We start from the raw sequence: 13139 nt of genomic DNA on the forward strand, positions 1-13139 counted from the left end.
GTGTCTTCTCTTTGGCGTGATAGCTTAGAACATTTGCAAACCAAGGTCTCTTCGCAAGAGTTTAATGCTTGGTTACGCCCGTTGCAGGCGATGTTAGATGGTAATCAGCTGGTACTTTATGCACACAATCAGTTTATTGCAAACTGGGTACAAGATAAGTTTTTGGCTGAGATCACGGAATTGGTACGTTTTTTATCGAAAAATGATCAACTTGATGTAGTAATCCGTGTAGGGGCAAAGCCAAAAATAGAAGAACCTCAACCACAAGCAACGCAAGGGCAAGCCCCAGAAGAAGTACTTAAACCGACGATTCAAACAGGTTTACTAGAAGGTTTAACCTTCGATAATTTTGTGCAAGGTAAGTCTAACCAGATGGCAAAATCTATTGCTCAGTTAGTGGTAGAAAATGTGGGCGAAAGCCATTGTAATCCATTTTCACTTTATGGTGGAACGGGCTTGGGTAAAACACACTTATTGCACGCTATCGGTAACGAAATTCTAAAAAATAATCCGAATGCAAAAATTGTGTATATCCATTCAGAGCGTTTTGTTCAAGATATGGTAAAAGCTCTTAAAAGCAATTCTATTGAAAAATTTAAGAATTTTTATCGTTCTCTTGATGTGTTGATGATCGATGACATTCAATTTTTTGCGAATAAAGAAGCATCGCAAGAGGAATTTTTCCATACTTTTAATACGCTTTTTGAACGTAGTAAACAGATTGTGGTTGCCTCTGATGTATTCCCTAAAAATATTCAAAATATTGAGGAACGAATCCGTTCTCGTTTAAGTTGGGGTGTGAATGCCGCGATTGAGCCACCTGAACTAGAAACTCGTGTTGCTATTTTAATGAAAAAAGCAGAAGAGCGTGGTGAAGTGTTAGAAGAAGACGTAGCGTTCTTTTTAGCCCAAAAATTGCGTACTAATGTACGAGAATTAGAAGGTGCATTAAACCGTATTATTGCGTGGCGTAAATTTACTAAGCGTCCGATTACTATTGATGCGGTGCGTGAGGCGTTAAAAGATCTTATTTCATCTTACGAGCATTTAGTTACAATAGAAAATATTCAAAAAGTGGTGGCGGATCGTTATAATATCAAAGTGTCTGAATTAAAATCAGAGAGCCGTAAGGCGATGTTTACACGCCCTCGCCAGATTGCAATGCTGTTAGCAAAAGAATTAACCAATCACAGCTTGCCAGAAATTGCACGTGCTTTTGATCGTAAAGATCACACTACCGTAATGCACGCAATTAAACGAATTAACGAACTAATGGACGAAAATAGCGGTCTGCGAGAAGATTATGTCCATTTAACACGCAAATTATCATCTTAAAAGGAATTGTTATGCAATTTACTATTACTCGTGAAAAATTATTGAAACCATTACAGCAAGTATGTAGTGTGTTGAGCAGTCGTCCGACTTTGCCTGTTATCAATAATATTTTATTAGAAATTAAAAATAACCAATTATTTTTAACAGGAACAGATTTAGAGGTTGAATTAACGACACAAGCGGAGTTAGCTGAACCTTTTGAATCAGAAATGAAGGTAACTATTCCTGCGAAGAAATTTTTGGATATCTGTAAAACGTTGGCTGATGATTCAGTGATTGCGATTAAATTTGAAGAGGGCAGAGCGTTAATTCAGGCTTCTCGTAGTAAATTTAATTTAGCGACTTTACCAGCAAGCGATTATCCAAGTTTAATGGATTGGAACTGCGAAGTTGATTTTAACATTGAGCAATCAACCTTAACACGTTTAATTGATGCAACTCAGTTTTCAATGGCAAACCAAGATGCTCGCTATTTCTTAAATGGTATGAAGTTTGAAACTGAAGGTAATTTATTACGTACTGTTGCCACAGATGGACACCGTTTAGCAGTGTGTACAATGCCGTTAATCCAAGAGTTACCAAGCCATAGTGTGATTGTGCCTCGTAAAGCCGTGATTGAATTATCTCGTTTACTTGCACCAAATGACGAAATGATCCGCCTTGAAATTGGCTCGAACCATATTCGTATTTCAATGAATAATATGGTGTTTACGTCAAAATTGATCGATGGACGTTTCCCTGATTATCGTCGTGTATTGCCTCGTAACGCGGATCGTATTTTGGAAGCGAATACTGAGATTTTAAAACGTGCTTTAGTGCGTGCAGCGATCTTATCAAATGAGCGTTTCCGTGGAGTGCGTTTAGCATTAAGCAATAATCTATTAAAAATTACTGCTAATAACCCAGAGCAAGAGGAAGCGGAAGAAATTATTGATGTAGCTTATCAAAATGTCGAAATGGAAGTGGGCTTTAACGTGAGCTATTTGCTAGACGTACTGAATACCCTAAAATGTGAACGTGTTCGCATTAACTTAGTGGATTCAAGTTCAAGCTGCTTAATTGAAGATTGTGATAACAGCACGGCTGAATATGTCATTATGCCAATGCGTCTGTAATCTTTCATCATTTTTAAAATGTCATTAAGCCGTCTAATTATTCAAAATTTTAGAAATTTAAATGCCGTGGATCTTGAATTGAGTCACGGCTTTAACTTTTTGGTTGGCGAAAATGGCAGTGGTAAAACTAGCTTATTAGAAGCGATTTTTTATTTAGGACATGGACGCTCGTTTAAAAGTAATGTGAGCAATCGTATTATTCATTACGATCACGATGATTTTATTCTGCACGGCAAAATAGACGAAGCGAAGCACAGTTGGAGTGTTGGGTTACAAAAAAAACGTCAAGGCGAAACGGTATTAAAAATCAATGGACAAGACGGTAATAAAATTGCTGATTTAGCTCATCTTTTACCAATGCAAATTATTATGCCTGAAGGCTTAACGTTATTAAATGGTGGGCCAAGTTATCGCCGAGCTTTTCTTGATTGGGGCTTGTTTCATTTACATCCTCAATTTTATAGTGAGTGGACAGCATTACGCCGTTTATTAAAGCAACGCAATGCCGCCTTAGCCCAAGTTAGACAATATCAAGATTTGCTACATTGGGATAAAGAGTTAGTCAAACTCACAGAAAAAGTCAGCCAAATGCGAGTGGACTACGCCACAAAATTATCTCCAGAAATAGAAAAAACCTGTCAATTTTTTCTCCCTGAATTAGAGATTACCGCCCAATTTTATCAAGGTTGGAACAAAGATCAGGACTATGCTGAAGTGCTTGCACAAGGTTTTGAGCGAGATAAAGGTATTGGTTATACGATGATTGGTGCTCAAAAAGCGGATTTCCGTTTTCGTGCCAATGGCTTGCCTGTGGAAGATGTATTATCTCGTGGGCAGTTAAAATTGCTAATGTGTGCCTTGCGTTTGGCACAGGGCGAGTATTTAATTCAACAAAAGCAACAACAGTGTTTGTTTTTGATTGATGATTTTGCCTCAGAGCTTGATCTCAATAAAAGAGAATTGCTCACACAACGCTTACGAGAAAGCCAATCTCAAGTCTTTGTAACAGCGATTACAAAGGATCAACTACACTATATGGACTGGCAAAATAATGCAAATGATGTACTTTTTGAAGTACAAGATGGGGAAATAACGCCCTGTTAAACGGAGTTGTTTTTTGTAAATTTTAAATAAAAAATGACCGCTTAGTTTTTTATTCAAAGTGGATAGATTGTGTGAAAACACGCTATCCTTTTATTTTTATTAGGACAAAACAAATGAAATTTTTTAGTAAACTTTTTTCAATCTTATTTTTATCTTTTTTATTATCGGGGTGTTTAGTGGTTTCTGCAGTAGATCTTGCAGCTTCTGCAGCTCTTACTACGGCAAAAATTGCCGTGAAAACAACAGGTGCAGTGGCTGATGCGGTTATTCCTGATAGTGATGATGAGGAAGAAGACAAATAATAAAAAATGCCTGCATATTATATGACAGGCATTTTTTAGATTATCAATAATTATTCAATGGTTAATACTTTGCCATCGTAACTCATTGTTTTAACGTCTGTTAATGCTTTGTTGCCTGTTGTTTTACCCCCAGCAATAATCACTTTATCATCATAGGTCACAGAAACGGCTCCAGCCGTACCAACAGGTAAATTTCCTACGATTTTCCACACGCCTGTTTTCATATCTAAGGCATAAACTTCACTGCGGAATGTTTTGTTTGCTTTTGCTTTACGGTGATCATTTACCCCTTTTGCGTAATTTTCAGCAACACCTGGGAAGTTTGCTCCACCTGTGACTAAATAGGTGCCGTGACTAATACCGCTCATTACAGCAGCGATACCTTCTTGGGATTTATCCCCTGTTGGTGCTGGCAATTTTTGCATTGCTTTCCATTCAATACCTTTTTTACCCAGTGTACCGATTTCGGTAGTATCCGTGCGAAGCCCTGCTTTAAGCTCACCATTTGCGACCACAAATTTACCATCAACCACCGCAAATGCTGCTCCTGCACGTCCACCATAAGGGAAGTAGCCTTGATTTGCCCAGTGGTTGGTTTTTGGTTCATAGCTGGTTACGATAGGGTTAAATAAGAAATCTTCCGCAGACATATCAAAATATTTATCGAATACTTTGCCTTTTTCTTCGCCTGCTGCTTTAGCATCTTGGAATAAGCCGTCCCAAATATTTTGGTTCACACCACCGAAGAAATAAATTTTATCTTTATAAGTCGTTACACTTGTACCAGCACTTGGACCGAATGGTGAACGAGTGGTTAATTTTTCCCATTTTTTATCGGCAGGATTATAGCTATATGCATCTTTTGCTGTTTGGTTATCTGCGATATCTGTATTTTGGAAACCCCCGAAGACATAAAGTTTACCATCAACTCCTGCAGCGACAGCTTGGTTTCTCGCACCACCTGGGAATGCTGGAATAGCTTCCCATTTTGCATTTTTATCTTTTAAATTTAATGAATAGAAAAGATCTGATTTTGAGCCAAGCCCAACATAGAGTGTATCCCCAACTAATGCACCAGTTTCTGATCCCGCAATAACCTCAGGTAGATTTGGATATTGTGATGCAAAGGCTCCAGAGCATAGTGTAAGGGTAGCGAGAGCGATTGATGATTTTAGAAAAAATTTTTTCATTTAAGACTCCTTGGTATATTCAACAAAGACAGCAAATCAAATTTAGAGTAAAAAGGGTGGTTACTTTAAATTTAATTTTAGTGAAGTAAATTTTCATAATCTTAAATTTATTTGAAATTAACTTCTAATTTGTGATTATATTCAAGACAATTTATTTTAGGAATAAGAAATATTCAATTTTGCCGATTAGTTCACAAAATTAAAATTTTTATCGAATAGTTACTATTGATTATTTTTGCGATGAGTTTTTTTAAATTTGCAAATTTTCAATAAAATATGACCGCTTGTTTGATGACCTTTTTTGCCACTTAATTTATTTTTACAAAGCATTAGTATTTTTTATGATATTTATTTATAATTCTAATCATTGATGATTATTTTACGTTTTTTTTGTTAAAAATTAAGTCAAATAATTAAAATAGATATCATATTTTAACTATTTTTATAAATGGGGATAGAGAGTGGATCAGATTACTATGTTATATGATAAGAGTGAAGTGCGAGAAAACTGTGGGTTTGGTTTAATTGCGAATATCGAAGGCGAGCAAAGCCATAAAGTGGTTCGTAATGCGATTTTAGGTTTATCTCGAATGCAACATCGTGGGGCGGTGTTATCAGACGGTAAAACAGGGGATGGCTGTGGATTACATTTGCAAATGCCAAAGCGTTTTTTCCGTTTTATTGCCCAAGAACAAGGCTTCAAATTAGCCAAAGAATTTGCGGTAGGGCAGATTTTCTTTCCGACTGATCCTAATTTAATCCAACAATATCAAGCGATTATCAAAGAAGAGTTAACCAAAGAAACCTTAACCATCAGTGCGTGGCGTGATGTCGCGATTAACCCTGCGATATTAGGTTCCATTGCTTTGGCGAGCTTGCCCGCAATCAAACAGGTGTTTATCAATGTGCCTCCAGGTTGGGGCATTAAGGATATGGAACGCCGTTTATATATGGCACGTCGTCGCATTGAAAAACGCATTGAGCAAAGCGATTTCTATATTTGTAGCCTATCTTCGCAAACCATTATTTATAAAGGGCTGTGCATTCCAAAGGATCTCCCTAAATTTTATTTAGATTTAGCGGATTTACGTATGGAAAGTGCGATCTGTTTATTCCATCAACGTTTTTCAACGAACACGTTACCTCAATGGAAATTAGCCCAACCTTTCCGCTATTTAGCCCATAATGGCGAAATCAATACTATTTCAGGTAACCGTGCGTGGGCAAGAGCAAGGGCGTATAAATATAGCACGCCGTTAATTCCTGATTTACAAACCGTTGCCCCTTTTATCAATGAAACGGGGTCGGATTCAAGCTCGTTAGATAATATGTTAGAGCTTTTTGTGAATGGCGGAATGGATTTATTCCGAGCAATGCGTTTATTGATTCCACCTGCGTGGCAACACAATCCAGATATGGACGAAGATTTGCGTGCGTTCTATGATTTTAATGCAATGCATATGGAGCCTTGGGATGGACCGGCGGGGATCGTATTGAGTGACGGTCGCCACGTTGCCTGTAATTTAGATCGCAATGGCTTGCGTCCTGCTCGTTATGTGATCACTCAAGATAAGCTAATTACCATTGCGAGTGAAGTTGGCATTTGGGATTATGCTCCCGATGAAGTGGTTGAAAAAGGGCGTGTTGGTCCGGGTGAATTACTTGTGATTGACACCGACAACGGTCGCTTAATTCATTCTGCAGAAATTGATGCAGAAATTAAAGATCGCCACCCATACCGAGAATGGTTACAAAAAAATGTGTTGCGTTTGACTCCTTTTGAACAGGTTGAAGATCAGGCTGTGGGTAAAGCAGAATTAAGCGAAAATGAATTGCTTATCCATCAAAAGCAGTTCGCTTATTCAAAAGAAGAATTAGAAAACGTGATTCAAGTTTTAGGGGAAAACGGACAAGAACCTGTGGGTTCAATGGGCGACGATACCCCTTTTGCGGTGTTATCTGAAAGACCACGCATTATCTATGATTATTTCCGTCAATATTTTGCACAGGTCACCAATCCGCCTATCGATCCATTGCGTGAAGCTCACGTAATGAGCCTTGCAACGAATATCGGGCAAGAAGTGAGTGTCTTTTTTGAAACGGAAAGCACCTCCCACCGCGTGAACTTCAAATCACCGATTTTGGTTTATTCCGATATGCAACAAATTCTCTCCTTGCCACAGCAATGGTATAAACATATCGTTTTAGATGCGACCTATAATCCGAATGAAACGGATTTACGCAGTGCGATTGTGAAATTGTGCGATCAAGCGGAAGCCTCTGCAAGAGAGGGTTATGGCTTGATTACGCTGTCGGATCGTTTAATCAGTAAAACGGATTTACCGATCCCTGCTGCTCTTTCTGTGGGGGCGGTTCAGCAACGCTTGGTCGAAAAGAATTTGCGTTGTGATGCCAATATTTTGGTGGAAACCGGCTCAGCGAGAAATCCGCACCATTTTGCGGTGTTGATTGGTTTAGGGGCGACCGCAATCTATCCTTATCTTGCCTATGAAAGCTTAGGGCAACTAGTTAAACAAGGGGCGATTGATAAGCCATTACGTGATGTGATTGCAAATTTTAGAAAAGGGATTGATAAAGGGTTATATAAAATTATTTCTAAAATGGGGATCTCAACCATCTCATCTTATCGCTGTGCCCATCTGTTTGAAGCGGTCGGATTAAGTCAAGAAATTACACATTTATGTTTCCCTCGCATTCGCTGTCGTATTGAAGGGGCGAGCTTTGAAGAGCTGAATAAAGATAACCAACGATTGCACCGTCAAGCGTGGCGAATCAGCCAATCATTAGAAATGGGGGGCGATTTAAAATATAAACCGCAAGGTGAATATCACGCCTATAACCCTGACGTGGTAAATTATTTGCAACAAGCGGTGAATTCTGGGGATTATCAGATTTATAAAAAATATGCGGAAACCGTGAATCAGCGTCCTGTCACGAATATCCGTGATTTATTGCAGTTAAAAATCGATCCGAGCAACGCGATTGCATTGGATAACGTCGAGCCTGCGGAATTATTGTATAAACGTTTTGATAGTGCCGCGATGAGTATTGGTGCATTAAGCCCTGAGGCACATGAAGCCCTTGCGACCGCGATGAACCGTTTGGGTGGTTTCTCAAATTCAGGGGAAGGGGGCGAAGATCCGGTGCGTTATGGCACGGAAAAAGTGTCTCGTATCAAACAAGTGGCTTCGGGACGTTTTGGGGTGACGCCTGCTTATTTAATGAGTGCCGATGTGATTCAAATTAAAGTGGCACAAGGGGCAAAACCGGGTGAGGGCGGACAACTTCCAGGGGATAAAGTCACCCCTTACATTGCAAAATTACGTTATTCGGTGCCAGGTTCGACCTTGATTTCACCGCCACCGCACCACGATATTTATTCAATTGAGGATCTTGCTCAGCTGATTTTTGATTTGAAACAAGTGAATCCAAACGCCTTAATTTCGGTAAAACTCGTGTCTTTACCGGGTGTTGGCACGATTGCCACAGGGGTTGCCAAAGCTTATGCCGATTTAATTACCATTGCGGGCTATGACGGTGGCACAGGGGCAAGTCCGCTGACGAGTGTGAAATATGCCGGTTCGCCGTGGGAGCTTGGGTTGGCAGAAGCACAGCAAGCGTTGGTAGAAAATAACTTACGCCATAAAGTCCGTTTACAAGTGGATGGTGGGTTGAAAACCGGCTTGGATATTATCAAAGCTGCCATTTTAGGGGCGGAAAGTTTTGGCTTTGGCACAGGTCCAATGGTAGCGTTAGGCTGCCGTTATTTACGTATTTGTCATTTGAATAACTGTGCGACAGGCTTAGCGACTCAAGATGAAATATTGCGTCAAAATCACTATCACGGACTGCCTGAAAAAGCGATGAACTATTTTAAATTTATCGCCCAAGACGTGCGTGAAATTATGGCACAACTTGGCGTAGAAAAATTAACGGATCTGATTGGTCGAACCGATCTTTTGGCGGTGTTCGAAGGCAAAACGACGAAGCATTCCCAACTTGATCTCACACGTTTACTTTATAAACCGCAAGTACCAAAAGGCGGCGCAACGCATTGTATTGAGAGCAATCCACCAATGGATCAAGGTTTGCTTAACAAAGCGATAATGAAAGAAGCCGAAAGCGTATTGCACTCTGATGCGCCTTGCCATTTAGAAATGAATTTTGATGTGAGCAATTTAGATCGTTCTATTGGGGCGACACTTTCAGGCAAAATTGCACAGAAATATGGCAATAAAGGCAATCCACAGCAACGCTTTGACCTAAATTTAGTGGGAACAGCAGGGCAAAGTTTAGGGGCGTGGTTATCCGGTGGCGTGAATATTTCTCTGATTGGCGATACCAACGATTATGTCGGTAAAGGTATGGCGGGTGGAAGCATTGTGATTCGTCCACATACAGGCGTATCGTTCCAACCTGAGCATTCCACCATCGCCGGAAACACCTGTTTATACGGTGCAACGGGCGGTAAACTTTATGCCTCAGGGCGAGTTGGTGAGCGTTTTGCGGTGCGTAACTCAGGGGCGACGGCAGTGGTTGAAGGCATTGGCGATAACGGCTGTGAATATATGACTGGCGGGGTAGTGTGCGTGTTAGGTAAAACGGGCATCAACTTCGGTGCGGGTATGACGGGGGGCTTTGCGTATGTTTTAGATGTGGATAACCACTTTAATGAGCGTATCAATCCTGAATTGGTGGAAGGGCTTTCTATTACAGATTTGCCGACCCACCAAGAGCATTTGCGTGGTTTAATTTCAACACATCTTGAAAAAACCCATAGTCCGTTGGCGGAACGCATTTTAGAAAATTGGAATGATTATGTGGCTCAGTTCGTGTTGGTTAAACCGAAAGCCAATGACATCAAAGCATTGCTCGGACACCAACGTCGTACAGTGAATGAGTTGGGTGTTATCACACAATAAGCAACGAAGCGGTCATTTTTTTATAAAAATTTGCAAATTCATTGCAAAAAATGACCGCTTAGAAAATAAAGTGACCTATTAAAATTAAGAACAGTATTAGGAATAACTATGGCACAGCAGGGAAATATTTATCAATTTATCGATTTAAACCGCAACGATCCACCGAAGATCTCATTGCATAAACGTAAACAGCAGTTTATCGAAATTTATCAAATTTTTGACGAACCTCAAGCACAATCCCAAGCGGATCGCTGTTTGGGGTGCGGAAATCCATATTGTCAGCACAAATGCCCCCTTCATAATAATATTCCCAACTGGTTAAAATTAACCTATGAAGGACGTATTATTGAAGCGGCGGAGTTGGCTCACGAAACCAATACATTGCCTGAAATCTGCGGACGCGTTTGCCCACAAGATCGCTTGTGTGAAGGCTCTTGTACGTTAAATGCGGATTTTGAAGCGGTAACAATCGGCAGTATTGAAAAATATATTACGGAAACTGCCTTTGAAATGGGCTGGCGACCAAGGGTTAAAAATATCCTCCACTCGGGTAAAAAAGTCGCCGTTATTGGCTCAGGACCTGCGGGACTAGGCTGTGCGGAGCAACTGATTAAAAACGGTGTCTCGGTTACGGTGTATGAACGCCAGCCAGAAATTGGAGGCTTGCTGACTTTTGGCATTCCCTCTTTTAAATTAGAAAAAAGCGTGATGACACGTCGCCGTGAAATTTTTAGCGAAATGGGGATTGAGTTCAAATTAGGCGTAGAAATCGGCAAAGATATGCCATTAGAACGTTTGGTGGAAGAGTATGATGCGGTGTTTATGGCGGTGGGAACGTATCGAAGTATCAAGGCTAATATTCCTAATGAAACTGCACAGGGTGTCTATTCTGCATTGTCATTTTTAATCGGTAATACCAAAAATGTGATGGGCTTGGAAACCGATGAATTTGTATCCTTAAAAGATAAAAAAGTCGTGGTACTGGGCGGTGGCGATACGGCGATGGACTGCGTGAGAACGGCACTTCGTCAGCAAGCGAGGGACGTGATTTGTGCTTATCGCCGTGATGAAAAAAATATGGCGGGTTCAAAAAAAGAAGTCCAAAATGCCAAAGAAGAGGGCGGAAAATTCCGCTTTAATGTGCAGCCATTGGGCATTAAAACCAATGAAGTAGGGCAAGTTATCGGTATTCAAATGGCACAAACACAGCTTGGTAAACCTGATGCAACAGGGCGTCAGCGTGCTGAGATTATCGCAGGTAGTGAAGAAATCATTGAATGCGATGCGGTGATTATTGCCTTTGGTTTCTCGCCGAGTGCAATGCCATTTTTAGAAAGCGTGGGGATTGAAGTGGATGCTCGAGGACGCATTCAAACCACAGGGCAATATCAACAGCAAACCAGTAACCCCAAAATTTTTGCAGGGGGTGACATCACGCGTGGCTCTGACCTTGTGGTAACGGCAATTATGGAAGGGCGAGAAGCGGCACAGGGAATTTTAGATTATTTGAATGTGTAATTTGTGATTTGATAAGCGGTGAAATTTTTATAAAAATTTGCAAAAACTGATAAAAAAAATGACCGCTTCATCAGAAAAAAACTATCGAAAATTTAATTAAACAAAGACTTGATTTTATAAACAATAATGAATAAATTATATTAAAACTAACCAATAAGGAAGCAATTATGTCAAATGCAGCAGTGCAAAATGTATTTAAACTTATAGAAGAAAATGATATTAAATTTGTTCTTCTTCACTTTACCAATATTAAAGGTTTTGAACACGGTGTTTCTTTGCCAGTCAGTGCCGTAGATGAAGATTTATTTGAAGAAGGTAAAATGTTCGATGGCTCATCTGTTGAAGGCTGGAAAGCCATCAATAAAGCCGATATGTTGTTAATGCCAATTCCTGAAAGTGCAGTGGTTGATCCTTTTGCACAAATTCCAACTTTATCAATTCGTTGTAGTATTTATGAACCAACGACAATGCAATCTTACGATCGTGACCCTCGTTCAATCGCAATGCGTGCGGAAAATTATTTAAAATCAACAGGGATTGCGGATACGGTATTATTCGGTCCTGAACCAGAGTTTTTCCTCTTTGATGATGTGCGTTTTAGCAATAAGATGAATGGTAATTCTTATGTGGTTGATGATATTGAAGGGGCGTGGAATACCAATAAAAAATATGAAGATGGCAATAACGGCTATCGTCCATTAGTTAAAGGTGGCTACTGTGCCGTTGCACCAAATGATTCTGCTCACGATATTCGCTCTGAAATGTGTTTATTATTAGAAGAAATGGGCTTAGTGATTGAAGCACACCATCACGAAGTGGCGACAGCGGGGCAGAATGAAATTGCGACTAAATTTAATTCATTAACTTTAAAAGCCGATGAAACCCAAATTTATAAATATATTGTGAAAAATGTTGCTCTAGAGCACGGTAAAACGGCGTGTTTTATGCCAAAACCAATCACAGGTGATAACGGTTCTGGAATGCACTGTAATATGTCATTAAGTAAGGATGGTCAAAATATCTTTATGGGTGATAAATATGCAGGGCTTTCTGAAACGGCATTATACTACATTGGTGGAATCATTAAACACGCCAAAGCTTTAAATGCGTTTACCAACCCTTCAACCAACTCGTATAAACGTTTAGTTCCAGGTTTTGAAGCACCGGTATTATTGGCTTATTCAGCAAGTAACCGCTCAGCATCAATTCGTATTCCTGCGATTACGAATCCAAAAGCAACACGTATCGAAGCACGTTTCCCTGATCCATTAGCAAACCCATACTTAGCTTTCTCAGCCTTGTTAATGGCGGGCTTAGACGGAATTTTAAATAAAATCCACCCAGGTGATGCAATGGATAAAAATCTTTATGATCTTCCTCCAGAAGAATTAAAAGATATTCCTGCGGTAGCTGGTTCATTAGGTGAAGCATTGGATTCATTAGAAAAAGATTATGAATTCTTAACGCAAGGTGGCGTATTCTCAAAAGCGTTTATCGAGACCTTTATTGGAATGAAACGCAAAGAAGTCGAGCGTTTAAATATGACGCCACACCCTGTGGAATTTGAGATGTATTACGCGTAAGAGTAAGCATATAAAAACCCCGTTAATTTTTTAAGATTAACGGGGTTAT

General features: G+C 39.9%; 8 protein-coding genes. 7 read left to right on the forward strand and 1 reads right to left on the reverse strand.

Features of this window, described 5'->3' with window-relative positions:
* The 4 genes from dnaA to DYE60_RS00020 all read left to right on the forward strand — a co-directional run bounded on the left by dnaA (position 1) and on the right by DYE60_RS00020 (position 3856).
* Positions 1 to 1335 (forward strand): chromosomal replication initiator protein DnaA, encoded by a 1335-nt coding sequence (dnaA, locus tag DYE60_RS00005; RefSeq protein WP_115314483.1) that lies wholly within the window; start codon positions 1 to 3, stop codon positions 1333 to 1335.
* A gap of 11 nt (positions 1336 to 1346) precedes the next feature.
* Positions 1347 to 2450 carry a DNA polymerase III subunit beta gene (gene dnaN / locus DYE60_RS00010; RefSeq protein WP_115314485.1) on the forward strand — a complete coding sequence of 368 codons (1104 nt, stop codon included), beginning with the start codon at positions 1347 to 1349 and terminating at the stop codon, positions 2448 to 2450.
* An 18-nt stretch (positions 2451 to 2468) separates the two neighbouring features.
* Positions 2469 to 3554 carry a DNA replication/repair protein RecF gene (recF, locus tag DYE60_RS00015; RefSeq protein ID WP_115314487.1) on the forward strand — a complete coding sequence of 362 codons (1086 nt, stop codon included), beginning with the start codon at positions 2469 to 2471 and terminating at the stop codon, positions 3552 to 3554.
* A gap of 113 nt (positions 3555 to 3667) precedes the next feature.
* Positions 3668 to 3856: an NF038104 family lipoprotein gene (locus tag DYE60_RS00020; protein ID WP_115314489.1), complete on the forward strand. Its 189-nt coding sequence runs from the start codon at positions 3668 to 3670 to the stop codon at positions 3854 to 3856.
* A gap of 50 nt (positions 3857 to 3906) precedes the next feature.
* Here DYE60_RS00020 and DYE60_RS00025 read toward each other — a convergent pair whose 3' ends face one another.
* Positions 3907 to 5046 carry a YjhT family mutarotase gene (locus tag DYE60_RS00025; protein ID WP_115314491.1) on the reverse strand — a complete coding sequence of 380 codons (1140 nt, stop codon included), beginning with the start codon at positions 5044 to 5046 and terminating at the stop codon, positions 3907 to 3909.
* 461 nt (positions 5047 to 5507) lie between these two features.
* Between DYE60_RS00025 and gltB the strand changes: the two genes are divergently transcribed.
* The 3 genes from gltB (at position 5508) to glnA (ending at position 13090) form a co-directional block, all read left to right on the forward strand.
* On the forward strand, positions 5508 to 9989 hold the full coding sequence (gltB, locus tag DYE60_RS00030; protein WP_341701578.1) for a glutamate synthase large subunit: 4482 nt from the start codon (positions 5508 to 5510) through the stop codon (positions 9987 to 9989).
* Between the two features lie 108 nt (positions 9990 to 10097).
* A complete protein-coding gene (locus DYE60_RS00035) occupies positions 10098 to 11507 on the forward strand; it encodes an FAD-dependent oxidoreductase (protein ID WP_115314495.1) in 1410 nt (469 codons plus the stop codon).
* 167 nt (positions 11508 to 11674) lie between these two features.
* The gene (gene glnA / locus DYE60_RS00040; protein WP_115314497.1) at positions 11675 to 13090 is read left to right on the forward strand and encodes a type I glutamate--ammonia ligase; all 1416 of its coding nucleotides are present in this window, start codon (positions 11675 to 11677) and stop codon (positions 13088 to 13090) included.
* The last annotated feature ends 49 nt before the right edge of the window (positions 13091 to 13139 follow it).

The organism is Phocoenobacter uteri (assembly GCF_900454895.1).
In the GTDB taxonomy this organism is placed as follows: domain Bacteria; phylum Pseudomonadota; class Gammaproteobacteria; order Enterobacterales; family Pasteurellaceae; genus Phocoenobacter; species Phocoenobacter uteri.

Bases quoted from the DNA above. Each gene is read 5' to 3' on its own strand.
- dnaN (WP_115314485.1), top strand. From the start codon at position 1,347: ATGCAATTTACTATTACTCGTGAAAAATTATTGAAACCATTACAGCAA.
- recF (WP_115314487.1), top strand. From the start codon at position 2,469: ATGTCATTAAGCCGTCTAATTATTCAAAATTTTAGAAATTTAAATGCC.
- DYE60_RS00020 (WP_115314489.1), top strand. From the start codon at position 3,668: ATGAAATTTTTTAGTAAACTTTTTTCAATCTTATTTTTATCTTTTTTA.
- DYE60_RS00025 (WP_115314491.1), bottom strand. From the start codon at position 5,046: ATGAAAAAATTTTTTCTAAAATCATCAATCGCTCTCGCTACCCTTACA.
- DYE60_RS00035 (WP_115314495.1), top strand. From the start codon at position 10,098: ATGGCACAGCAGGGAAATATTTATCAATTTATCGATTTAAACCGCAAC.
- glnA (WP_115314497.1), top strand. From the start codon at position 11,675: ATGTCAAATGCAGCAGTGCAAAATGTATTTAAACTTATAGAAGAAAAT.